The organism is Streptomyces sp. NPDC059534, from assembly GCF_042743475.1.
Classification (GTDB): Bacteria; Actinomycetota; Actinomycetes; order Streptomycetales; family Streptomycetaceae; genus Streptomyces.
Genome location: NZ_JBHWAQ010000029.1, coordinates 1 through 21,902 on the forward strand (window position 1 = coordinate 1; position 21,902 = coordinate 21,902).

General features: G+C 72.5%; 21 protein-coding genes and 1 pseudogene. 8 read left to right on the forward strand and 14 right to left on the reverse strand.

Annotated elements, in window-relative coordinates:
* Positions 1-176 precede the first annotated feature (176 nt).
* The gene (locus tag ACFVZH_RS29130) at positions 177-542 is read right to left on the reverse strand and encodes a hypothetical protein (RefSeq protein ID WP_384901840.1); all 366 of its coding nucleotides are present in this window, start codon (positions 540-542) and stop codon (positions 177-179) included.
* A gap of 104 nt (positions 543-646) precedes the next feature.
* Positions 647-1,282 carry a nucleoside/nucleotide kinase family protein gene (locus ACFVZH_RS29135; protein WP_384901842.1) on the reverse strand — a complete coding sequence of 212 codons (636 nt, stop codon included), beginning with the start codon at positions 1,280-1,282 and terminating at the stop codon, positions 647-649.
* A gap of 288 nt (positions 1,283-1,570) precedes the next feature.
* On the opposite strand from ACFVZH_RS29135, the gene ACFVZH_RS29140 reads away from it, so the two are divergent.
* Both ACFVZH_RS29140 and fusA read left to right on the forward strand, forming a co-directional pair.
* Complete coding sequence (locus tag ACFVZH_RS29140; RefSeq protein ID WP_384901844.1) at positions 1,571-1,996, forward strand: VOC family protein; 426 nt, start codon at positions 1,571-1,573, stop codon at positions 1,994-1,996.
* A gap of 373 nt (positions 1,997-2,369) precedes the next feature.
* Complete coding sequence (fusA, locus tag ACFVZH_RS29145; protein ID WP_384901846.1) at positions 2,370-4,421, forward strand: elongation factor G; 2,052 nt, start codon at positions 2,370-2,372, stop codon at positions 4,419-4,421.
* 178 nt (positions 4,422-4,599) lie between these two features.
* Here fusA and ACFVZH_RS29150 read toward each other — a convergent pair whose 3' ends face one another.
* Entirely contained in the window at positions 4,600-5,124 is a 525-nt protein-coding gene (locus ACFVZH_RS29150; RefSeq protein WP_384901848.1) for an ATP-binding protein, read from the reverse strand.
* Positions 5,125-5,488: 364 nt separating this feature from the next.
* Between ACFVZH_RS29150 and ACFVZH_RS29155 the strand changes: the two genes are divergently transcribed.
* Positions 5,489-6,721, forward strand: a complete 1,233-nt coding sequence (locus ACFVZH_RS29155) for a GNAT family N-acetyltransferase (RefSeq protein WP_384901850.1) — start codon at positions 5,489-5,491, stop codon at positions 6,719-6,721.
* A 25-nt stretch (positions 6,722-6,746) separates the two neighbouring features.
* Here the strand turns inward: ACFVZH_RS29155 and ACFVZH_RS29160 are convergent, their stop codons facing one another.
* Together ACFVZH_RS29160 and ACFVZH_RS29165 are read right to left on the reverse strand one after the other, a co-directional pair.
* On the reverse strand, positions 6,747-7,724 hold the full coding sequence (locus ACFVZH_RS29160; RefSeq protein ID WP_384901852.1) for an AraC family transcriptional regulator: 978 nt from the start codon (positions 7,722-7,724) through the stop codon (positions 6,747-6,749).
* A gap of 94 nt (positions 7,725-7,818) precedes the next feature.
* On the reverse strand, positions 7,819-8,595 hold the full coding sequence (locus tag ACFVZH_RS29165; protein ID WP_384901854.1) for a class I SAM-dependent methyltransferase: 777 nt from the start codon (positions 8,593-8,595) through the stop codon (positions 7,819-7,821).
* Between the two features lie 132 nt (positions 8,596-8,727).
* Between ACFVZH_RS29165 and ACFVZH_RS29170 the strand changes: the two genes are divergently transcribed.
* Positions 8,728-9,636: an NmrA family NAD(P)-binding protein gene (locus ACFVZH_RS29170; protein WP_384901856.1), complete on the forward strand. Its 909-nt coding sequence runs from the start codon at positions 8,728-8,730 to the stop codon at positions 9,634-9,636.
* 153 nt (positions 9,637-9,789) lie between these two features.
* Positions 9,790-10,575 (forward strand): SDR family NAD(P)-dependent oxidoreductase, encoded by a 786-nt coding sequence (locus ACFVZH_RS29175; protein ID WP_384901858.1) that lies wholly within the window; start codon positions 9,790-9,792, stop codon positions 10,573-10,575.
* Between the two features lie 29 nt (positions 10,576-10,604).
* Here the strand turns inward: ACFVZH_RS29175 and ACFVZH_RS29180 are convergent, their stop codons facing one another.
* The 9 genes and pseudogenes from ACFVZH_RS29180 to ACFVZH_RS29220 form a co-directional block, all read right to left on the reverse strand.
* Positions 10,605-10,802 (reverse strand): hypothetical protein, encoded by a 198-nt coding sequence (locus ACFVZH_RS29180; RefSeq protein WP_384901860.1) that lies wholly within the window; start codon positions 10,800-10,802, stop codon positions 10,605-10,607.
* 421 nt (positions 10,803-11,223) lie between these two features.
* Positions 11,224-12,192: an SUKH-3 domain-containing protein gene (locus ACFVZH_RS29185; protein WP_384901862.1), complete on the reverse strand. Its 969-nt coding sequence runs from the start codon at positions 12,190-12,192 to the stop codon at positions 11,224-11,226.
* On the reverse strand, positions 12,182-12,574 hold the full coding sequence (locus ACFVZH_RS29190) for a YwqJ-related putative deaminase (protein ID WP_384901864.1): 393 nt from the start codon (positions 12,572-12,574) through the stop codon (positions 12,182-12,184). Before ACFVZH_RS29190 ends, ACFVZH_RS29185 begins: the two co-directional genes overlap by 11 nt.
* The gene (locus ACFVZH_RS29195) at positions 12,567-13,040 is read right to left on the reverse strand and encodes an SUKH-3 domain-containing protein (protein ID WP_384901866.1); all 474 of its coding nucleotides are present in this window, start codon (positions 13,038-13,040) and stop codon (positions 12,567-12,569) included. The genes ACFVZH_RS29190 and ACFVZH_RS29195 overlap by 8 nt, the downstream gene beginning before the upstream one ends.
* Positions 13,041-13,103: 63 nt before the next feature.
* A pseudogene (locus tag ACFVZH_RS29200) lies at positions 13,104-14,828 on the reverse strand (YwqJ-related putative deaminase); the annotation flags it as partial.
* A 475-nt stretch (positions 14,829-15,303) separates the two neighbouring features.
* Positions 15,304-15,711, reverse strand: coding sequence for a peptide-methionine (R)-S-oxide reductase MsrB (msrB, locus tag ACFVZH_RS29205; protein WP_384901868.1), 408 nt, complete (start codon positions 15,709-15,711; stop codon positions 15,304-15,306).
* A 17-nt stretch (positions 15,712-15,728) separates the two neighbouring features.
* Positions 15,729-17,129 (reverse strand): UDP-N-acetylmuramate--L-alanine ligase, encoded by a 1,401-nt coding sequence (murC, locus tag ACFVZH_RS29210; protein WP_384901870.1) that lies wholly within the window; start codon positions 17,127-17,129, stop codon positions 15,729-15,731.
* 241 nt (positions 17,130-17,370) lie between these two features.
* Positions 17,371-17,841, reverse strand: coding sequence for an indole-3-glycerol phosphate synthase (locus ACFVZH_RS29215; RefSeq protein ID WP_384901872.1), 471 nt, complete (start codon positions 17,839-17,841; stop codon positions 17,371-17,373).
* A 106-nt stretch (positions 17,842-17,947) separates the two neighbouring features.
* Complete coding sequence (locus tag ACFVZH_RS29220; RefSeq protein ID WP_384901874.1) at positions 17,948-18,736, reverse strand: pyrimidine reductase family protein; 789 nt, start codon at positions 18,734-18,736, stop codon at positions 17,948-17,950.
* A 36-nt stretch (positions 18,737-18,772) separates the two neighbouring features.
* Here ACFVZH_RS29220 and zapE point away from each other — a divergent pair, with 36 nt between their 5' ends.
* From zapE to ACFVZH_RS29235, 3 genes are all read left to right on the forward strand, one after another.
* The gene (gene zapE, locus ACFVZH_RS29225) at positions 18,773-19,858 is read left to right on the forward strand and encodes a cell division protein ZapE (protein WP_384901876.1); all 1,086 of its coding nucleotides are present in this window, start codon (positions 18,773-18,775) and stop codon (positions 19,856-19,858) included.
* 34 nt (positions 19,859-19,892) lie between these two features.
* A complete protein-coding gene (locus ACFVZH_RS29230) occupies positions 19,893-20,318 on the forward strand; it encodes an OsmC family protein (protein WP_384901878.1) in 426 nt (141 codons plus the stop codon).
* A gap of 135 nt (positions 20,319-20,453) precedes the next feature.
* Complete coding sequence (locus ACFVZH_RS29235; RefSeq protein ID WP_384901880.1) at positions 20,454-21,815, forward strand: alkaline phosphatase PhoX; 1,362 nt, start codon at positions 20,454-20,456, stop codon at positions 21,813-21,815.
* The last annotated feature ends 87 nt before the right edge of the window (positions 21,816-21,902 follow it).

Consider the following 21,902-nt stretch of genomic DNA (forward strand, 5'->3'; position numbering starts at 1 on the left):
CTGGTCGAACTGGCGACGCCGACGCCAAGCAGTCGCCCGCCGCTGTCACTATCTGCGGCGTTGTCACACGATCGAGGGGCGGTCTCCGTGAGACCACCCCCGCACGATCGAAGCCCCGCTACACTCCAGCCGCCCAGCGAAACCCGCAGGTCAGACAGCAAAATCCTGCTGGAGTACTAGGCGCAGATGCGCTTGAAGGCACTCGCGCCCGGCCGGGCCTGGAACTTCACCTCGTGCCCGGCATCGTCGGTGAAGACGGCCTCCGTCGGGGACTTCAAGGACATCGTGCCGCGCTGGGTCGGGTTGTCCCACCCTTCGGGCGGGTTTCCCGAGCCGTCACTGAGCGGGGTCTCCGCCTCGAAGTACGTCGAGCCGATACGGGCCTCGTCGATTCCGCAGTGCGTGTACAGCTCGAAGGGAATCGTCCGCACGGACGGCGTCGCCCGGACCGCCTCCGCCCCCTCGTCGGCCTTCGCGCAGCCCGTGAGCACCCCTGCGGCCAGCGCGAGGGCAAAGATGATCTGTCCAGCTCTCTCAGCCATGGCCTTTCGACGTTCGGGCCGACTCGACGGTTCCGCGCCGGACGACTGCGGGCCGCGCGCGGGGCGTGGTGGTGGCCGGGGGCGCGCGAGATCGACGGCGGGTCCTAGCCCATGGCGACCACGAGGTGCGCGCGGGCTCGGCCTCGGGCGACCAGTCGGGCGTTGGGCTCGTCGGAGTCGTGGACCCAGCGTTCGGCGTGGGCCCGGTCCTTGCCGAACCGGACGTGCCGGTCGATGAGACGCGGGAGGCGGCGGCCGGCGTCCAGGTCGAGGTACCACGCCTCGTCCAGGAGGGGCAGGACCGCGGCCCAGGGGCCCTCGTCGTGCAGCAGGTAGTTGCCCTCGGTGACGACGAGCGGGAGATCGGACGGGATCGCTATCGACCCGGCGACGGGCTCCTCCAGGGCGCGGTCGAAGGCGGGGGCGTAGACGGTGGTACCGGGTTCCGCCGTACGAAGCCGGGCGAGCAGCGCGGCGTACCCGGTGGCGTCGAAGGTATCCGGCGCTCCCTTCCTGTCCGCCCTGCCGAGCCGTTCCAGCTCGGCCTGCGCCAGATGGAAGCCGTCCATCGGGACCAGCCCCGCCAGCCCGTCGAGGCGGGCCACGAGCCGCGCCGCCAGCGTGGACTTCCCCGCACCGGGGGCACCCGCCAGGCCGAGGATCCGACGACCACCGGGCTCGGCCAGCTCCCGCGCCCGAGCGACAAGCCGGTCGAACCCCTGAGCGTCCATGCGGGGCATTGTCCCACCGTCGGGGCGGTGGGGGGGGCGTGGCTTCGGGGGGCGGGAGCAGGCCGGAGCCGTGCCCGGTCCGGGGCCCGGGCCGGAGCCACTCCCCGCCCGCGCGACCTCCCCCGGCCCCTGCCGGGCCCGGCTCCACCGCCGCGCTCCCTCCCCGCTCCCTCCCGACCCTCGTCGTCGCCCCTGCCCCGACCCTCGGTGTGACCCTCGATGGGGCGAGGGTCGAAGGGAGGCCGACGCGGGTCGACGCGGATAGATACCGTCGGTTCGGCGTATTACGTTGGGGTAATGCCGTCCATCGCACTTGTGACCCTCGTCGTCCGTGAATATGACGAGGCCATCGCCTTCTACACCGACGCTCTCGGCTTCGACCTGGTCGAGGACACCGACCGGGGAGGCGGGAACCGCTGGGTCGTCGTCCGCCCGCGCAGTACCGCCGGTGTCGGCGGCCTCGGTAACGCGGGGCTGCTGCTGGCCCGGGCCAAGAACGACGCCGAGTCGGCTTCGGTCGGCAATCAGTCGGGGGGCCGGGTGGGCTTCTTCCTGCACACCGACGACTTCGCTCGCGACCACGACCGGATGACGGCTGCCGGGGTGAAGTTCCTGGAGGAGCCGCGGCACGAGCCGTACGGCTCGGTGGCCGTGTTCGAGGACCTGTACGGAAACCGCTGGGACCTGCTCCAGCCGGCGGACGAGCCCGCGCCGGACGCCTGAGGCGTAGAGGGCCGGAGGGCCGTTCGGGGATACGCGCGGCGGAGAGCGCCCGCGCGAAGTGCCGGAACCGTACCGCTCGCAAAATCGCTGTCGCCGGCCTGTCCCGGCTCCCTAGACTCGCGGCACGGCGCACCGATCGGTGGGCCGTGTCGTCGCGTGGACCGAGGGGAGCCGACCGTGCGTTGCCAGTTCACCGCCGCCGTTCCGGCGCTCCGTGACCGCTTCGACGTGATCCTCGCCTCTCGCGCGGACCGGTGACGGCTGCGCGCCCGTCATCGCCGACCTGTGACGTGTTGATCCCGGTTTCGTAGGGATCCGTCCGGGAATCGCGCTGCCCTGTTCTTCACGCAGCAGCAGCGAAAGGCACGAGACCGTGCGTACCACTCTGAACACCCGGAGCATCCGTAACACCGAGAACATCCGTAACCTCGGCATCCTCGCTCACGTCGACGCGGGCAAGACCACTGTGACCGAGCGGGTGCTGTACCTGACGGGTGCGATCCACAAGCGGGGCGAGGTCCACGACGGTACGACCGTCACCGATTTCGACCCGCAGGAGCGGGACCGTGGCATCACGATCTTCGCGGCGGCCGTGAGCTGCGACTGGGCGGGCCATCGGATCAACCTGATCGACACGCCGGGTCACGTCGACTTCTCCGACGAGGTCGAGCGGTCGCTGCGGGTCCTGGACGGGGCCGTGGCGGTCTTCGACGCCGTCGCGGGTGTGGAGCCGCAAAGCGAGACGGTGTGGCGGCAGGCCGACCGGCACGGCGTTCCGCGCCTCGCGTTCGTCAACAAGCTGGACCGCGCGGGGGCGGAGCTGGACACGGCGGTCGAGTCGATCCGTACGCGTCTGGGCACGGTCCCGCTCCCGGTCCAGCTCCCCATCGGGCGCGAGGACGGCTTCACCGGCGTCGTGGACCTGGTCCGGATGCGGGCGTACGTGTGGGCCGACGGGACCCCGGAGGGCCAGGGGGCGCCCGGGGCCGACACCTACGCGGACGAGCCGGTCCCGGACGACCTCCGGGACGAGGCCCGGCACCGCAGGCGACGTCTGGAGGAGACGGTGGCGGAGCTGCATCCGGGGGCGCTGGAGGAGTTCTGCGAGCACGGGGAGCTGTCGGACGGCACGCTGGCGGCGGCTTTGCGGGACCTCACCCTGTCCGGCGCGGCCGTGGTCGTCCTGTGCGGCTCGGCGTACCGCAACCGGGGCATCGAGCCGCTGCTCGACGCCGTGGTGGCGTATCTTCCGGCGCCGTCGGACATGCCGCCGGTGCGCGGCGAGGTCCCGGCGGACCCGGAGGCGCCGTTCACGGCGCTCGCGTTCAAGGTGAGCGCGACGGCCACCGGCCGTATGACGTACGTCCGCGTCTACGCGGGCACGATCGGGAAGGGGGACACCGTGCTGGACAGCACCGCCGGACGTGTGGAGCGGATCGCCCGCATCCTGCGGGTCCAGGCCGACCGGGCGACGGAGGTGGACGAGGCGCGCGCCGGTGACATCGTCGCCGTCGTGGGGCCGAAGTCGGCCCGTGCCGGGGCGACGCTGTGCGCGCCGGACGCGCCGGTCCTCCTCGAACCGCCGACGACCGCCGATCCGGTGGTCTCGGTCGCGGTGGAGGCTCGCCGCGGCACGGACACCGGCCGTCTCGCGACGGCTCTCGCCCGGCTCTCCGAGGAGGACCCGTCGCTGGTCGTGCGGTCCGACCCGGAGACGGGCCAGACGGTGCTGTCGGGTCTGGGCGAACTGCATCTGGAGGTCGCGGTGGAGAAGCTGCGGCGCGACCGCGGTCTTGAGGTGACGGTCGGCCGTCCGCAGGTGGCGTACCGGGAGACGGTGACGAAGGGCGTCGCCGGCCTGCTCCATCGCCATGTGAAGCAGGACGGCGGGTCGGGCCAGTTCGCCCATGTCGTGATCGACGTCGAACCGACGGGTTCGGAGGCCGAGTTCGAGTTCCGCTCGACGGTCACGGGCGGCCGGGTTCCGCAGGAGTACGTCCGCGCGGTCGAGGCCGGCTGCCGGGACGCCCTCGTCGAGGGTCCTCTCGGCGGCCATCCGGTGACGGGTGTCCGGGTGACGCTCACGGACGGCGCCACGCATCCGAAGGACTCCTCGGAGATGGCGTTCCGTACGGCGGGCCGCTTCGCGCTGCGCGAGGCGCTCCGCGCGAGTGTGATGACGGTCCTGGAGCCGGTGGCCGACGTCACGGTCACCGTCCCCGCGGAGTCCGTCGGCTCCGTCCTCGGCGACCTCGCGGCCCGCCGCGGCCGGGTCACGGACTCGACGACCCGTTCCGGTACGGCCGTGGTCTCGGCGACGGTCCCGCTGGCCGAACTCTTCGGCTACGCGTCCCGCCTCCGCGGCCACACCCAGGGCCGGGGCACGTTCACCACCCGGCCGGCGGGGTACGTCCCGGCGCCGTAGGAAAAAGGGGAAGGCGGGGTGCGCTCACGGTGAGCGCACCCCGCCTTCCGGGTCGGTACCGGCTGCTACGGGCCCGGCACGGGCAACTTCGACCGGTCCGGCCCCAACGACCGCGACCGCCCCGGCTCGGGCTACCAGGGCTGGGAGACCCCGTACGACATCGAGCGCGCCCTGCCGGTCAGTCCGTCACCGCACACCCCACCGTCGAACGCCCCGTCCCCCCAGGACGGGGCGTTCCCCTTTCTCCGATCTCCCCGACCTCACCGACCTCCCCGAGGTCCAGCTCCGCCCGTACGGTCTTCCCGACCGGTACGCGATCGAGCACCGCCCACCGCGAGGCCAGCGCCTCGACGAGGAGCAGACCCCGCCCGCCCTCGTCGAGGAGCCCCGGTGCGCCGGGGGCCGGGCGCCGTTCGCCCCGGGTGTCGGACACGTCGACCCGCAGCCTCAGCCCGGGCGTGTACGCGAGCGTCAGCTCGAAATCACGCCCGGGCACCCGCCCGTGCGTCACCGCGTTCGCCACGAGTTCGGCGACGAGGAGCCCGGTCGTGTCCGAGATCTCGGAGCCGTACGGGAGACGCCACCGGTCCAACTGATGCAGAGCGAGCCGGCGGGCGAGCCGGGCCCCTCGCGGCGTCGAACTGAAGCGCTGGGTGAACACACGTACGGTGACGGTTTGTTCGCGGGTCACAGGGGAGGCCATGGGGCCAATGTGGCGCCGCGAAAGGCCGGTTACCAGGTCAGGAACTCGTACGCTGCGACAGCGTACGGGTTCACCCTCTGGACGGTACCGGTAACTACCCGTGAGCATGGGTCCGTTCAGCACGAGCGCACGGGTGCGGGAGGTGGCCGGAGTGACGGACGAGGTACCGGACGAGGGTCCTGGCGGAAACGAACCGGAGACGTCGGACAGCCGGAGTTCCTCTCCCGGCTGGTCTGACGCGGGGTCCGCGGGCGGCCAAGGGTCCTGCCCCGTAATCCGGTTGCTCAGGCGGCGCGGTCGCGCTGGACTGTGGCGGGACTCCACGGGCCGTGGCGTCCCTTCATTCAGGGAGGCGTCGGCAGCCATGGACATTCGTCCCACGACCGAGCAGGACCGAGAGGTCTTCGTCAACACGATCCATGCCGCGTTCGCGATGCACCCGGAGACCCCGGCGGAGGACGGTGGCGGGGTCTTCTGGGCGGCGTACGAGTTCGATCGCGGCCTGCTCGCGACGGCGGAGGACGGGCGGCCCGTCGGCACCGCCGGTGCGTACTCCTTCGAGCTCACGCTGCCCGGTGAGACGGTCGTCCCGACCTCGGGGGTCACGGCCGTCGGTGTCCTGCCGTCGCACCGGCGCCAGGGGGCGCTGACCGCGATGATGAGGGATCAGCTCGCCGCGTTCCGGGAGCGCGGGGAGTGTCTGTCGGTGCTGCTGGCCTCCGAGGCGGTGATCTACCGCAGGTTCGGCTATGGGCCGGCGACGTACACGTCGCGGCTGACGGTGGATCGTCACCGGGCGGCCATGGCCGTGCCCCGGGCGAGCGGAGCGGCCGACGCGGCGGCGAGCGGCTCGGGCACCGGCTCGGTCGAGGTGATGCGGCGTGCGGAGTGCGGTGAGCTCCTGGAGGAGGTCTACGACCGGTACCGCAGGGCGCAGCCCGGGGCGGTGTCCCGGCCACGCCGCTGGTGGTCGTTGCGGGCGGGGCAGCCGCCGGTCGCCATGGCGCCGCGGTACATCGCCGTCCACCGGGACGCCGACGGTGTTCCGGACGGGTACGCCTGCTATTCGCTGGACTCCGGGACCCTGTCCGTCGACGAGATCATCACCACCGACGACGCCGTGTACACGGCCCTGGCGCGGTTCCTGGTCTCGCACGACCTGGCGGAGAAGGTCGTGTTCAAGCACGTGCCCACCGAGCACCCGCTGCGCTGGCAGTTCGAGGACTTCCGCGCCGGCGAGGTGAGCGGCGACACCGACTGGCTGTGGGTGCGGCTGCTCGACGTCCCGCGTGCGCTGACGACGCGCGGCTGGTTCACGGACGGGGAGCTGGTCCTCGACGTCGACGACCCGTTCCTCGGCGAGCACGGCCGCTACCTGCTGACCGTCCGGGACGGCAAGGCGGAGTGCGTGACGACGGACCGCGAGCCCGACCTGTCCCTGGACATCAGCGACCTGGGCTCGATCTACCTCGGCGGCACCGCCCCGAGCAGGCTGGTGCGCGCCGGACACATCCGGGCCCACCGCCCGGAGGCGGCCGCGCTCGCCGACGCCCTGTTCCGCGCCGACCGCCCGCCGCACTGCCTGCACTGGTTCTGACGGCCTCCGCACCCTGCGGTGCGGGTCACGGGACCGGGAGCCCGCGACCCGCGCCGGCCGGTGCGCCGGTCGTCCGGTGCTCGCTGGGGCGGGTCCCGTACACGCGCTTGAAGGCGACGCTCAGGCCGAACGCGCTCTGGTAGCCGACCTGTCGGGCGATCGACTCCACGGTGGAGTCGGTACGCGCCAGCAGGTCGGCGGCCAGCGCGAGGCGCCAGCCGGTCAGGTACGTCATGGGCGGCTCGCCGACGAGGTCGGCGAAGCGGCGGGCGAGCGTGGCGCGGGAGACGCCCGTCTCCTGGGCGAGGGCCGTCACGGTCCACGGGCGCGCGGGCCGGTCGTGGATCAGACGCAGGGCGCGGCCCGCGACGGGGTCGCCGAGCGCCCGGTACCAGGCGGGCGGGTCGGCCTCGGGGCCCGCGAACCACTCACGGAGCGTGGAGAGCAGCAGCAGGTCCAGGAGCCGGTCGAGTACGGCCTGCTGGCCCGGGTCCTCGCGGCTGATCTCGCCGTCGGTGAGTTCGAGGACCGGGCCGAGCCTGCCGCCGTCCCGGTGGACGGCGAGCACCCGGGGAAGCCCGCCGATGAGCCGCTCGGAGACCCGGCCGTCGACCTGGTAGCTGCCGGTGAGCAGCACGGTCGTACCGCCGGGGCCGTTGGTGCAGGTACGGAGGCCGAGGATCACGTCCTCGCTGACGTCCTCGCCGTCGGCGGTCGTGCAGTGGTCGGCGTGGACGACGTAGAACGGCGGGGTCCGCGCGGAGGCGTCGTCGGTGACGGTGAACGGCTCCGCGCCGGTCACCAGGGCCACGTCTCCGGGGCCGAGTGCGACGGGTTCCGCGCCGCCGCCGGGGACGATCCAGCCGGAGCCGCGCAGCAGGGTGACGACGGCGAGGGGCGTGCCGCCGGCGAAGCGGATCGACCAGGGCGGGGCGAGGATGTTCCGGCTGAACAGGGCGCCGTTGGACCTGACTTCGTACAGGAGGCTCGCCAGCGGATCCATGGGGCGAGTCTACGGGGACCGCGTCCGCGTCGATCTTGAGGAGCCGGTCGGTCGGCCGGTCGCGGGGGCGCCGGGCGACTGCGGACGACGGTCCTCAGAGGCGCCGGACGCGCAGCACTCCGGTCAGCATCGGGAGGACGAACTCTCCGTCGGCGGTCTCCGGCCTGTTCGCCAGGAAGGAGCGGATGCGGCCGAGCGTGGCCTGCCGTTCCTCTTCCGGCATGACGAGCATGCCGGCGCGCGTCGCCAGGGTCGCGACCAGGGAGTCGGCCGTACGGCGCTGCCCGTGCGGGAACTCGGTCTGCTCCGGCGTGCCGAACCGGGCGGGACCGCTCTTCGGCAGGTGCATGTCCGTGGTCGCGGTACGCCAGTCGGTGAGCGTGTCCCGCGGGCCGATGGCCGCGCTGCCGCTGACCTGTTCGAGTCCGGCGGCCCACTCGACGCGGTCGTCGATGACGTTCCACAGGCCGGCGAGGACGCCGCCGGGTGCCAGGACCCGGGCGATCTCGGGCCCGGCGACGGCCATGTCGAACCAGTGCATGGCGTTGCCGGCCAGTACGGCGTCGACGGACCCGTCCGGCAGCGGCAGCGCCTCGGCACTCCCCGCCAGGGCACGCACGGTCGGCAGTGTGCGGCGCAGCTCGGTCAGCATCGCCGGGTCGGGTTCGACCGCGACGACGTCGGCGCCGGCCGCGACCAGCGCGGCGGTCAGCTTGCCGGTTCCCGCACCGAGGTCGAGCACGCGCGGGCCGGGGGCGGATTCGAGGGCCCACCGCACCGCGGCGTGCGCGTAGTCCGGGCGGTGCTCGGCGTAGGCGGCGGCCGCCGCTCCGAACGACGAGCCGAGAAGGAGCTGTTGGTCGTTCTCCACGCGGCCACACTAACCGTGGGGCGGGCGCGCGGTCAGGCGTGTCGGCGGCTCCGCGAGGACTGAGCGCCTGAGACATCGGGATGAGCTCATCGGCCATTCCCCGGCTCACCGGCGGAGCGTTTGACTGCTCCCATGACGACGAACGCGAACGCGAGCACGACGACTGCGACTGCGACTGCGACTACGACGACAAAGCCGTATCCGAAACCGAGGCCGACCCTGGTCCTCGGCGGTACGGGCAAGACGGGCCGCCGCGTGGCCGACCGCCTCCGGCAGCGCGGGCACGAGGTGCGGGCGGCCTCCCGTAACGGGCCCGCCCGTTTCGACTGGAACGACGAGAACACCTGGGAGCCCGTGCTCGACGGGGTCGGCGCGGCCTACCTGGTCGACTCGATGCAGAGCGACGCGGCGACCGCCCTGAGCCGCTTCGCCGAACTGGCCGCCTCCGGCGGCGTCGAACGGCTCGTCCTGCTCTCCCACCGCGACTGGGTGGTACCCGACGGCGAGGAGAAGCTCCCCTGCGAGCGGGCCGTGCGGGAGTCCGGCACGGAATGGACGCTGCTCAAACCCTCCTGGTTCGCGCAGAACTTCAGTGAGGACCCGTTCTTCCGGGGCCAGATCCTCGACGGCGAGGTCGTCTGGTCGGCCGGGGCCGGCACGGAACCCTTCGTGGACGTCGACGACATCGCCGACGTCGCCGTGGCCGCCCTCACCGAGAACGGCCACGCCGGGCAGACCTACGAACTCTCCGGCCCACGACTGATGAGCCTCGGCGACGTGGCCGCCGAGATCGCCCGCGCCACGGGCCGGACGATCTCCTACCGTCCCGTCTCCCCCGACACCTTCGCAGCCCACGCAGCACGCCAGGGCCTCCCCGAGGACTTCACCGCCCTCCTCAACACCCTCTTCCACTGGATCGGCGACAACCGCTTCGCCACCCTCGCCGACGGCGTCCAACGCGCTCTCCACCGCGACCCCCGTGACTTCGCCGACTACGCCAGAACCACCGCCACGACCGGGCTGTGGTCGCCTCCGGCCTGAAGCGAAGGATCCGTGTTCCCGGCCTCCGGGCATCCCTGGCGCCCCGCGCCCCGGACACCTCCGTCGGCCGCGGTGGCCGTGTGCCAGGATGCGTGTATCTGCCCGTCACCCGCACGTGGGCGGTGGATGCCGTACGACACGAGGAGGAACATCATGAGCAGCACTCCCGGCGGATATCTCTCCGGGCTCTTCTCCCTCGAAGGGCGCACGGCGCTCGTCACGGGCGGGAGTTCCGGCATCGGCCGCGCCATCGCGGGGGCACTGGCGCGGGCCGGGGCGAGCGTGGTGATCATGGCGCGCAGGGAGGCGGAACTCGTCGCCACGGCGGAGGAGCTGACGGGCGACGGCTGCAAGGTGGGCTGGGTGAGCGTCGACCTGGCCACGCGCGAGGGGATCAAGGCCGGGGCGGAGGACGCGGCGGCCGTCTTCGGGGAGCCGGACATTCTCGTCAACTCGGCGGGCATCAACCTTCGTCCGCCGTACGGGGAGCTGGGCGAGGACGTCTGGGACACCACGATGACCGTGAATCTGGAGGCGCCGTTCCTCCTCGGTCAGCGGTTCGGTCCCGGCATGGCCGAGCGGGGCTTCGGCCGGATCATCCACATCACCTCGCAGCAGGCGCACCGCGCGTTCGTGCAGAGCGGCGCGTACGGGGTCTCCAAGGGCGCCCTGGAGTCCCTCGCCCGCTCCCAGGCCGAGGCGTGGTCCCCGTACGGCGTCACCGCCAACACCCTGGTCCCCGGTTTCGTGATGACGCCCCTCAACCGGCGCCTCTCCTCCGACCCCGACAAGGTCGCCGCCCTGGCCGCCCGCACGATGGTCGGCCGCAACGGCCTCGCCGAGGACTTCGCGGGCGCCGCCGTCTTCCTGGCGAGCGGCGCGTCCGCGTACGTCACGGGGCAGTCGCTGTTCGTGGACGGCGGGTTCTCCGTCCACTGAACCGTCGGGCCGGCCACGGGTACGGGGGGTCAGTTGCCGGCGGCACTCATGTCCAGGATGTCGGCCTCGGCCGGCGGCCGGACGTCCAGGGGCTCGTCGAAAGCGCTGTACGAGGTGGTGCTCTGACGTCCGGCGCCCTTGTAGACGACTTTGAGGATGTAGGGCTTTCCCTCGGTGGCGACGTAGAAGGTGTAGCGGCCGCCCTGGTCCGCCTCGTCGGTGACCACCAACGGAATCGCCGGAGTGCCGTCGCCCCGGGTCGGCTCCCCCTTCGTCGCGACGCCGAAGGAGGCGAACGTCCGGGGACAATCGGCGAGCCCGTCCCCCGGCTGTGCCTTGCTGGTGGGCGTCTTGATCCAGCGCTTCTGGTCGCCCGACCAGGACGCGCTCCGGCCCGACCAGCTCTTGAGGTACGCGCGATCAGGACGGACGTAGTCCGTGTCGCCGATCCGTATCTGTTCGAGGCTGCCACCGGTGACGGATCACGTCACCTTGTTCGTACACCTGTCCCTGAGATTCGTCGTCAGGCGGCCGGACATGCCACCGGTCTTCCGACCCCCGCCGTCCGGGAACCGGGCGGCGGGCCTCCGTCCGCGAGGAGCCGGTTCTACCAAGATCGTTCATGCGAGCGAGCGGGGCACACGCCGATCAGACCGGTGCGCCCGACCACTCCGCGAAGGCCCGTGCGCAGGCGTTCAGGGTCTCCGCCGCCGGGCCGAGGGAGGCGGACATGCCTGCCGAAAGGGTGAGGGTGGCCTCGTGCGCCGGGCCGCCCGCCGTGATCGCGCAGCCCACCGTCGACCGGGGGCCGGTGACGGTGGGCGGGACGGGCAGGGTCAGGACGAGTGCGCAGCTGCCCGCGCGGACGCCGGTGGCGGTGAGGCGTTCGGTCATCGCCGCCGTGAGCGGGTCCGCGCTGCTCTCCAGCGGCCCCGGGCCCAGCGGGAACTCCTCGTCGAGGGCCACGACACCGACACCCCGGAGGGTGGTCGCCCTGAGCCGCAGGGCGCGGGTGCTGTAGACGCCCGTGGTGTGGAGCACGTACACGGCGACGATCGCGGCGCGCACGGCCGCGCCGAGGCCGGCCCCTTCGCCATCGCCGTCGCCGTCCGAGAGGCCGGGCAGCGGGAAGCGCCACCGGGGCGGGCGGAGTCGCGCCCGGACGCGGCCGTCGGCCAGGGCGGTCAGGCCGTCGTGCGGGGTGGTGCCGAGGAGCCAGGGTCCGCCGGGGCCGAGCATGAGGAGCCGGCCTTCCTCGTCGACGGCGAGCGGGGCGTCGGCCTCGGTACGGCCGAGGGGGAAGAGCCGTACGCCGAGGTCCGCGGCGAGCCGGTCGAGCTGGGGGCTCGCGAAGCGGGCCTCGCGGGGGTCGACGACGCAGCCGGTGGCGGCGACCTCGCGGCCGCCGTGCGGGGCGGGGGCGATCCTCAGGCCGTGGAACTCCCGGAGGGCGCGCTCGGCGGCGGGGAAGAGGGTGCCCTGGCCGACGGCGACCGTGGTGAGGACGGCCTGCAGGGCGGCGACGCCGGCGTCCCGGCCCGGCCGCCAACCGGCGGCTGTCAGCGGGGCGTCGGTGTCGCAGGCCCCGGCGTGGCCGTCCCGTACGTCACTCGCCATGGAGGATGTCGACGCCGAGCCGGTCGAGGAGGGCCGTGCAGGAGCGGCAGACCTCCGCCTCGGTGCCGTGTTCGGGGTCGCCGTGGGGGCGGATCTTCCGGGCGACGAGGGCGGCGCCCGCGAAGTGGGGGGCGGCCTCGTCGAGGGTGACGGTGTGGCCGTCGGCGCGCCGGCGGTCGAGGCCGAGGAGCTCGTCGGAGACGAGGGCGGACTCGGCGCAGTAGCCGATGAACGGCTCCCGCAGGGCCGGCGGGAGGCCGTCGAAGAACGCCTGGACGGCCGGGTGGAGCTGCGGCTCGCCGTCACCCGCGAGGTTGGTGTGGCTGACGATCGAGCCGTGGATGAGGAGGGACGCGGCCGTGCCGGGAACCAGCTCAGACAAAGTAGTCCTCCGCGTCCTGCATGGGGGCGTGGGCGAGGGCGAGCACGGCCTCGTACTTGTCGGCGCCCATGTAGTAGGCGCCGGTGTGGTGCAGGTAGAAGAACCGGCCGCGCTCGTCGATGAGCACGGGCGAGCCCTCCGAGCCGTCGAGGCCGACCGGGAAGAGCCGTACGCCGAGGTCGCGGCTCAGTTCGGCGACGTCGGCCGGGGCCGAACCGTAACCGAGGTACGGGGTGAGGTAGAGGTGGTCCTCCCGTGCGGCGTCGATGGTGAGACGCAGTCCGCCGTGCTCGGCGAGGAAGGCGGTCGCGGTTTCGAGGGGCTCCACCGGGAACCCCGCGTCCCGGTACTGCCCGGTGATCTCGGCGACCATCGCCGGCACGGTGTCGGCCACGTCGCGTCCCGGGAACCATCCGTGGTCCCGGAACCAGGCGTCGACGTCCTCCGGGGTGTTCAAGTGCGGCATGTGTGCTCCTTATCCGGCGTACGCGGTGACACCGGCCATGTCCATGGCTATCGCGCAGGACCGGCACGGCGGCTTGTAGGCACCGTGGCCGAGGGGGTGCGGTTTGACCTGCTCGCCGATCTGCACGCTGTAGACCTGCGACCCCCGCATGGCGTCGCGGACGTGGTCGGCCGAGGTGATCCCGGTGCCGCTGGGGTCCATCTGCCGGAGCCGGTCCGAGACGAGATTCGCCTCGGCGCATTTGCCGTGGCCCGCACCCGGAAAACCGCCGTCGGCCTTGATCTGCTGCTCGACCTGATCATAGATCGACTGCATGGCGGGATGCAGGTCAGGGGTCTTCTGGCCCGCTCCCTTGGTGGCGCTGGAGTGGCTGGTGACGACCCCGTCGTGGAGCAGGCTGCCGGAGCACGAACCGTCGAGGAGGTTCGTGCCGGGCGGGAAGTGGGTCTTGGCCAGGTCGATCTGGTGCTTGGGGTCGTTCTCGTCGTTGGGGTCGGCCTTGCGCGCCTGGTTCGCGAGGTCGCGGGCCTCCTGGACGAGCGCCGCGCGCTGCTGTTCGGGGGTGAGGTGGCTGACGTCGAGCGGATCCGTCCGGTGGTGCCTCATGTTGCCGGCGGAGCTGCCGTGCCAGGGCGGGGCGGGGGTGATGCGGTTGCCGCCGGGGTTGTTGCCGGAGCCGCCGTTCCCGCCGCCGCCACCGCCTCCCCCGCCGCCACCGCCGCCACCGTTCCCGCCCTTGCCGCCGCTGTCGTGGTCGCCCTTGCGCTGGCGGGCGAAGCGGTCGCGAAGGTCGTCGTCGGTGTTCTTGTGGTCGGTGGAGATCTGCTTGACGACCTTGGGCAGCGTCTGGCCGACGTGGTCGCCCATGTTCTTCGCGGCCTTGGTGAGGGCCTCCAACGCCTTGTCGGCGATCGGGTCGATCGCGTCGGCGATCGAGTCGCGGCCCCGAGTGCGGCCGTGGGCGGTCTTCGCCTTGGTGAGCTTGCCCGTCGTCTTGCCGTGCATGCCCACACTCACCGTGTTGAGCTGGGTCGAGGCGTGGGTGTGCTCGGAGTGCTCGATGTGCAGGTTCTTCAGGCCGCCGCCCTTCGAACCGCCGCCCCCGCCGCCGGCCGAGGCCAGGTGCATGGCCTCCTTGCCGGACTGCACGCCGTCCTTGAAGCCCTCCGTGCCGGCGTCCTTCGTCTGGCCGAGGTCGACGCCGTCCTGCAGGCCGATCGCCACCGCGCCGAGCTGCACGACCAGATCGGCCGCCATGCCCTCCAGGGCCGCCACGGCCGGCTCGGTCATCGCCGCCACGACGTAACCGACGGCCTCCTCCACGCACTCCTTGATCAGCCGCTTGATCACCTCCTGCGTGGCCCGCATCGCGCCCGCGCCGATCAGCGCCGACAGACCGCCGGTCACCGGGATCAGCGAGAGCGCGATGCCCGCCTCCGACGCCAGGTAGCCCAGCTGCACCAGCGCCGCGAGCTTCATCCCCTCGATCGCGCCGGCCGCCGTGTCCAGAGCGCCCGCGACCGTCCGCGCCGCACCGGAGATGTCCTTGATGTGCTTGGACTTGATCTTGGCCCAGTGCTCGTTGAGCGCGTCCATCGACTCGCCCTGGCTCGACGACAGCAGCCGCTCGAAGTGGTTGTTCGCGAGCTGCCCGTCGTCCTCCAGGTCCTCCGCGAACTCCCGGAGCGCGTCCGCCATTTCGCGGTACGCGTCCTCGTCGACGTTCGGCCAGGCCACCCCGATCAGATCGAGAAGGGTGTCCGCCCAGCCCGGAATCGTGACCGCCACGTTCCATTCCCCCGTTACAGACTGTTTGCGATACCGAACAGTCCTACCACAGCTCCCATCTGACGGTCAGTCCGGGTTCGGCCACCTCCCCACCCACCCCACGGAGGATCCGCCGCGCGCGCCGCACGCCTCAGTCCGGCCCGCCGGCGTCCGGAGAGCGTCGCCCAGCTGGTCCAGGACCTGTTCACGGCCCGGGCGCCGACACCGGCCCCACAGCCACCACCGCCGTCTCGGAGAAGGCCGCCGCGCACACGCGGGGAGATCCACCGGCCTTGCGGGGCGGGCGACTTGGGAACGGACCGGCCGAACGGCGCGGAGCGCGCCGCGCACACATGCGCGGCGACTTCACGAACGGAAAGCAGCGACGCCCGTACGTCGAGATCGCCGACGCGCTCTTCGGGCGGCGGCGCGCGGCACGGCGCGGACCCTCGCCGCCTTGTCCGGTTCCCGGGCCGCGCAGGGCCCGGGATCCGCGTCAGCCCTCGCCCGGCTCCAGCCGCAGCGAGATCGAGTTGATGCAGTAGCGCTGGTCCGTCGGGGTGGGGTAGCCCTCACCCTCGAAGACGTGGCCCAGGTGCGAGCCGCAGCGGGCGCAGCGGACCTCGGTGCGGATCATGCCGTGGGAGGTGTCGGCGATCAGCTCGACGGCCTCGCTGTCCTTCGGGTCGAAGAAGGACGGCCAGCCGCAGTGCGACTCGAACTTCTCGGTCGACGTGAACAGCTCCGCGCCGCAGGCACGGCAGGAGTAGACGCCCTGGGTCTTCGTGTCCGTGTACTCGCCCCGGAAGGCGGGCTCCGTGCCGGCCAGCCGGAGCACCTGGTACTCCGACGGGGTCAGCTGCGCCTGCCATTCCTCGTCGGTCTTCTCGACCTCGTACGCCATCGTTCCGCTCCCTCGGCTCAGCTCGACGGGCGGGCGAGCCGCTCCAGGATCCTCGGACCGAGGTCCGTGACGTCGCCCGCGCCCATGGTCAGAACGAGATCGCCGGGGCCGGCCATTCCCGCGATGACGTCCGGTACGGATTCCTTGTCGTGGACGGGCGTCACGTCGGCGCCGGCGCGCTGCGCGGCGGCGATGATCAGCTCGCTGGTGATGCCGGGGATCGGGTCCTCGCGGGCCGGGTAGATGTCGAGGACGACGGAGGCGTCGGCGAGGGCCAGCGCGTCGCCCATCTCCTTGCCCAGTTCCTGGGTGCGGGAGAACAGGTGGGGCTGGAAGACGACGAGGAGGCGCGAGGCGCCGGCCGCGCCGCGCATGGCCTCCAGGTCGGCGGTCATCTCGGTGGGGTGGTGCGCGTACGAGTCGATGACCTGGACGCCCCGCGCCTCGCCCTTGAGCTGGAGGCGGCGGCCGACACCGGTGTAGGCGGTGAGGGCCTGGGCGAGCTCGGCCGGGTCGATGCCGACGCGGGCGCCGGCGGCGAGGGCCGCGGCGGCGTTGTGGGCGTAGTGGCGGCCGGGGACGGAGACGGTGAAGGTGTGCTCGGCGCCGTCGAGGGCGACGGTCACCTCGCTCTTCATCCCGTTGGGCACGATCTTCAGGATGCGGGCGTCGGAGTCCTCGGACTCGCCGACCGTGACGATGTTCAGCCCCTCGCGGTCCGCGACCCTGCGGGCCAGCTCGCGGGCGCCCGCGTGCTCGCCGACGACCAGGGTGCCGCCGGGGCGGATCTTCGCGGTGAACGCCTCGAAGGACTCGTAGATCTCGTCCAGGGAGGCGTAGTTCGCGTGGTGGTCCAGCTCGACGTTGAGGACGATCGCGACCTCGGGGTCGTACTTCTGGAAGCTGCGGTCGCTCTCGTCGGCCTCGGCGACGAAGACCTCGCCGGCGCCGTGCAGGGCGTTCGTGCCGGGGCCCGCGAGGTCGCCGCCGATGGCGTACGACGGGTCGAGGCCGAGTTCGGTGAGCGCGACGGCCAGCATCGAGGTGGTCGTCGTCTTGCCGTGCGTGCCGGCGACGGCGATCGCGCGCAGGCCGTCCATGAGGGAGGCGAGCGCGTCCGAGCGGTGGACGACGGGGATGCCGAGCTCGGCGGCGCGGGCCAGCTCCGGGTTGTCGGCGCGGATGGCGCTGGAGACGACGACGGCGGAGGCGTCGTCGGCGAGGTGCTCGGCGGCGTGGCCGATGTGCACGGTGGCGCCGATCGCGCGCAGTGCCTCGGCGGTCGGGGACTCCTTGGCGTCGCTGCCGGCGACCTTCGCGCCACGCTGGGCGAGGATCTTCGCGATGCCCGACATTCCGGCACCGCCGATGCCGATGAAGTGCGGCCGTTCCATGGCGACAGGGATGGCGGGTGCCATGCGGATCTCTCCCCGGGGTGGGTGGTTCTGGAGGTCACCAGCCTAGTGGCTCCCGCCGGACGCCCCCGGCGGACGAGCCGCCGTGTCCACGGGACGGAGGCGGCCGGGGCCGCGGGACGGCCGCGGCCGAGGTCGCGAGCAGGCCACTGCCGGGGTCGTGGGACGGCGACAGCCCGGGGCCCGGGACGGAAGCGGCCGGTGCCGCGCCCCCTGCACGGGGCGCGGCACCGGCCGGTGGCGGTCAGTCGCTGTGGGCGAAGAGCTTGAGGACGGGCACGCCGACCTTGTGGCGGGCGCGGGAGGCCCAGTCCCGGTGGAAGAACTCCTCCACGTAGTGGGGTGCGGTGAGCACGATCACCTCGTCCGCCTCCGACTCGTCGACCACCGCCTTCATCTTGGTGAGCGGGTGGTCCTCGACGACCTGGCCGACCGCTTCGCAGCCGGCGTTCCTGAGGGCCTGGAGCGAGTGCTCCAGGGCCAGCTCGGCCGGGACACGGGCCTCCTTGCCTTCCGGTTCGTCGCCCTCGCGGGCCGCTTCCTTCAGCTCGCCCATGGCGACGTCGTCGATGGCACGCAGCAGTACATCGGCCTGGTCACCACGCGGCTGCATGAGAACGATGAAGGACACGCCCTCGTCGCCGTGCAGGGTGGTGACGAATTCCACGTCGACGGACGTGAGGGGCTTCTCGATCATCAGAACGCTTGTGAACACCTCAGGAGCCCTTCTGCGGAAACCATCCTTCCCCGTGCCCGCACGGGGTCTGCGACAGTAAGTGTGCCCAGCGAACAGTAAGCGGAACGACAAATTCCGCCGATTGTCAGATCCGACGGTAGCGGGTGAAGAGGAAGCCGTCCTGCTCCAGCACGGAAGCCACCGAGAAGCGTGTCGGGACGGCCACCGAAGGGCCCCCGGCGATCCGCTGGGCGTCACCCGCCGTCATCGTCGGCGAGAGCGTCAGACACAGCTCGTCGAGCACTCCCGCCGCCACGAACTGGCCGAGCAGCCGGGGCCCGCCCTCGGTCAGCTGCCTCCGCAGCCCGCGCGCCGCGAGCACCGCCACCGCACGGGCCGGCTCCACCCCGGCCCCGTCGCCCGCGACCAGCACCTCGGCGCCCGCCTCGCGGGCCGCGCGGACCCGGTCGGCGGGCGCGGCGGCCCCGGTCAGGATCAGGGTCCGCACCAGCGGCGCGGTGAAGAGGGGCAGCGAGAAGTCGAGTGCGAGGGAGGCGCTGACCACGGCGATCACGGGCGCCTCGCCCTGCCCGGCGGCGGCCCGGCGGGCGGCGAACGCCTCCCGCGCCCGGGCCGGGCGGTACCCCTCCAGGCGTACCGTTTCCGCACCCACGACGATCACATCGGCGAGCCCCCGCAGGGTGCCGAAGATCCGCATGTCGGTCTCCGAGGAGAGCGGCTGGGAGCGCCCTTCGTGCTGACCGGCGCCGTCGAGCGAGGAGACCATGTTGGCCCGCAGCCACACACCGTCACCCTCCGGATACGCGTAGGCGTCGGCGAGTTCGTCGAGCGACCACTCGCGACCGTCGGCGGCGGCCGGACCGGGGCCGGTCTCGGGGGCTGTCATGTCCGTCACAGGGAGCAGTCGTCGCATCCTCGCAGTCTGACATGACGATTACAGTGGGGAACTGTGTCGACCCGCGCCCTTACCGAAGCCGCCTCCGCCCAGGCGGCGCCGCTCTCGCTCTGCTCCCGAGAGCCCCACGTCCCCGCCGACCGTCTCGTCGCGGAGATGGTGCCGCCGCCGCGGTTCGACTCCGTACGGTTCGACACGTACCTCCCGGACCCGAACCAGCCCAGCCAGACCGACGCGGTCAAGGCGCTGAGCTCCTTCGCCGAGGGGCTGGGCGGGGCGCACGCCTCCGGCGCGGGCAAGCGCCGCTGGTTCGCCAGGAAGCCGGCCGCGCCGGCCGCGCCGCGCGGCGTCTACCTGGACGGCGGATACGGCGTGGGCAAGACCCACCTGCTCGCCTCCCTGTGGCACGCGACCCCCGCCGAGCCCTCGCTGAAAGCTTTCGGCACCTTCGTCGAGCTGACCAACCTGGTCGGCGCCCTCGGCTTCCAGCAGACGGTGAGGACCCTCGGCGGGCACCGTCTCCTCTGCATCGACGAGTTCGAGCTCGACGACCCGGGCGACACCGTCCTCGTCTCCAGCCTGCTCGGCAAGCTCGTCGAGGCGGGCGTGGCGCTCGCCGCCACCTCCAACACGCTCCCCGGCAAGCTCGGCGAGGGCCGTTTCGCCGCCGCCGACTTCCTCCGCGAGATCCAGGGCCTCTCCGCCCACTTCATGCCGCTGCGGATCGACGGCGAGGACTACCGCCACCGCGGCCTGCCCGAGGCCCCGGCCCCCCACTCCGACCAGGTCGTCACGGCGACGGCGTACGCGACGCCGGGCGCCTCCCTCGACGACTTCCCGCACCTGCTCGAACACCTGGCCAAGGTTCACCCGAGCCGGTACGGCGCGCTGACCGACGACCTCACCGCGGTCTGCCTCACCGACGTCCAGCCGGTCCCCGACCAGTCGACCGCGCTGCGGCTCGTCGTCCTGGCCGACCGGCTCTACGACCGCGAGATACCCGTGCTCGCCTCCGGACTCCCCTTCGACCGGCTGTTCAGCGACGAGATGCTGAACGGCGGCTACCGCAAGAAGTACTTCCGGGCGATCTCCCGGCTCACCGCGCTCGCCCGCGACGCCAAGGGGCTCGTCGCCCAGTAGCTTGGTGGCCGTACCCGATCGAAAGGGATCCACCATGGCCACCGTGCGTCACGCACACACCGTCTGGCAGGGCGACCTCCTCAAGGGCTCCGGCGTCGTCACCCTCGACTCCTCCGGTCTCGGCTCGTACGACGTCTCCTGGCCCGCCCGGACGGAGGAGCCGAACGGCAAGACGAGCCCCGAGGAGCTCATCGCCGCCGCGCACTCGTCCTGCTTCTCGATGGCCTTCTCCAACGGCCTGGCCAAGGCCGGCAACGCGCCGACCCGCCTGGAGACCAAGGCCGACGTCACCTTCCAGCCCGGCGAGGGCATCACGGGCATCCACCTGACCGTGCGCGGCGAGGTCCCCGGCCTGGACGCCGACCAGTTCAAGGCGCTCGCCGAGGACGCGAAGAAGAACTGCCCGGTCAGCCAGGCGCTCACGGGCACGACGATCACCCTCACCGCCGAACTGGTCTGACTTCCGGTCAGACCTCGCGCCACACGAGGCAGTTGTGGCCCGCATGGTTCACGTGTCACGACACTGCGTGATACACACATGCGGGTCACACGCCACACACCACCTGTCCGCCAACAGGAAGTGGGTTGTCGCCTCATGTCCGCAACACGACGTCAGATCCTGTCCCGCACCGGCGCGTCCGTCGCCGGCATCGCCTTCACCGGCGCGCTCTCCGAACTCTTCGCGGGCAGTGCGGCCGCCGACGGAGGCCGGGGCGGCTACGGCCCCCTCGTCCCCGACCCGGCCGGACTCCTGGACCTCCCGGCGGGCTTCCGCTACCGGGTGCTCTCCCGGCAGGGCGATCCGCTCCGCTCCGGCGAGGGGCCGGTGCCGAGCAACCACGACGGCATGGGCGCCTTCGCCGGCCGCCGGGGCCGCGTGCACCTGGTCCGCAACCACGAGAACCGGGTCACCGGCAAGATCGCCGTCCCGACCGTCCCCGGCCTGACGTACGACCCCGCCGCCAAGGGCGGCTGTACGGCCCTGGAGCTCGACGGCCGGAACAACGTCCTCGGCGAACGGGTCGCCATCGCCGGCACCGCCGTCAACTGCGCGGGCGGCCCGACCCCCTGGAACACCTGGCTGACCTGCGAGGAGACCGAGGACAGGGCCGGGACCAACGGCTACACCAAGGACCACGGCTTCATCTTCGAGGTCGACGGCGCCGACCCCCACCGCACCGGGGCCGTCCCCCTCACCGCCATGGGCCGCTTCCAGCACGAGGCGATCGCCGTCGACCCGACGAACGGCATCGTCTACGAGACGGAGGACGCCTTCGACAAGCCCTTCGGCCTCTTCTACCGCTTCCTTCCGCACCGGCCGCTCGGCGGCACCGGATCGCTCCGCGCCGGCGGCGCCCTGGAGGCCATGCGCGTCCCCGGCGTGGCCGACCTCTCCGCGATCCAGGAGACCGGAGCGCGCTTCGAGGGCGTGGAGTGGGTCCCCGTACCGGACCCGACGGCCACCGGGACACCGATCAGGCTCCAGGACTTCGGGCCGAAGGGCATCACCCACGCCCAGAAGCTGGAGGGCTGCTACTGGGGCGGGCGGTCCGTCTACTTCGTGTCCTCCTTCGCCCGCCAGAGGGACGGCTCCGCCGCCACCCACTTCGGCCAGGTCTGGAAGTACGAGCCGCACCGGCGCCGGCTCACCCTCGTCGTCGTCTTCGGCCCGGACACCGACCTCGGGCTCCCGGGCGAGTCGCCGGACAACATCTGCCTCGCCCCGAGCGGCGGCCTGATGGTCTGCGAGGACGGCGAAGGGGCGCAGCACGTCTTCGGCGTCAGCAGGAAGGGCGAGGTGTACCCGGTCGCCCGCGGCGCCCAGAACATCGGCACGCCCGAGGCCCCGGAATGGGGCGAGTTCGCGGGCGTCACCTTCTCCCCCGACCGCTCCACGATGTACGTCAACTGCTACACACCCGGCACGACCTTCGCGGTGACGGGCCCGTGGTGCTGAGCTGACCCCCACGCCGTCACCGCTCGCGGGCGACCCGGTTCCGTCGCAGGATCGGAGGAGCACGAGCGGGACGGCGGAAGGGGCGCG

What these genes read in the sequence shown, in the direction of transcription:
- ACFVZH_RS29130 (WP_384901840.1), bottom strand. Translation starts at nt 542, where the DNA reads ATGGCTGAGAGAGCTGGACAGATCATCTTTGCCCTCGCGCTGGCCGCA.
- ACFVZH_RS29135 (WP_384901842.1), bottom strand. Translation starts at nt 1,282, where the DNA reads ATGCCCCGCATGGACGCTCAGGGGTTCGACCGGCTTGTCGCTCGGGCG.
- ACFVZH_RS29140 (WP_384901844.1), top strand. Translation starts at nt 1,571, where the DNA reads ATGCCGTCCATCGCACTTGTGACCCTCGTCGTCCGTGAATATGACGAG.
- ACFVZH_RS29150 (WP_384901848.1), bottom strand. Translation starts at nt 5,124, where the DNA reads ATGGCCTCCCCTGTGACCCGCGAACAAACCGTCACCGTACGTGTGTTC.
- ACFVZH_RS29155 (WP_384901850.1), top strand. Translation starts at nt 5,489, where the DNA reads ATGGACATTCGTCCCACGACCGAGCAGGACCGAGAGGTCTTCGTCAAC.
- ACFVZH_RS29160 (WP_384901852.1), bottom strand. Translation starts at nt 7,724, where the DNA reads ATGGATCCGCTGGCGAGCCTCCTGTACGAAGTCAGGTCCAACGGCGCC.
- ACFVZH_RS29170 (WP_384901856.1), top strand. Translation starts at nt 8,728, where the DNA reads ATGACGACGAACGCGAACGCGAGCACGACGACTGCGACTGCGACTGCG.
- ACFVZH_RS29175 (WP_384901858.1), top strand. Translation starts at nt 9,790, where the DNA reads ATGAGCAGCACTCCCGGCGGATATCTCTCCGGGCTCTTCTCCCTCGAA.
- ACFVZH_RS29185 (WP_384901862.1), bottom strand. Translation starts at nt 12,192, where the DNA reads ATGGCGAGTGACGTACGGGACGGCCACGCCGGGGCCTGCGACACCGAC.
- ACFVZH_RS29195 (WP_384901866.1), bottom strand. Translation starts at nt 13,040, where the DNA reads ATGCCGCACTTGAACACCCCGGAGGACGTCGACGCCTGGTTCCGGGAC.
- msrB (WP_384901868.1), bottom strand. Translation starts at nt 15,711, where the DNA reads ATGGCGTACGAGGTCGAGAAGACCGACGAGGAATGGCAGGCGCAGCTG.
- murC (WP_384901870.1), bottom strand. Translation starts at nt 17,129, where the DNA reads ATGGCACCCGCCATCCCTGTCGCCATGGAACGGCCGCACTTCATCGGC.
- ACFVZH_RS29220 (WP_384901874.1), bottom strand. Translation starts at nt 18,736, where the DNA reads ATGCGACGACTGCTCCCTGTGACGGACATGACAGCCCCCGAGACCGGC.
- ACFVZH_RS29230 (WP_384901878.1), top strand. Translation starts at nt 19,893, where the DNA reads ATGGCCACCGTGCGTCACGCACACACCGTCTGGCAGGGCGACCTCCTC.
- ACFVZH_RS29235 (WP_384901880.1), top strand. Translation starts at nt 20,454, where the DNA reads ATGTCCGCAACACGACGTCAGATCCTGTCCCGCACCGGCGCGTCCGTC.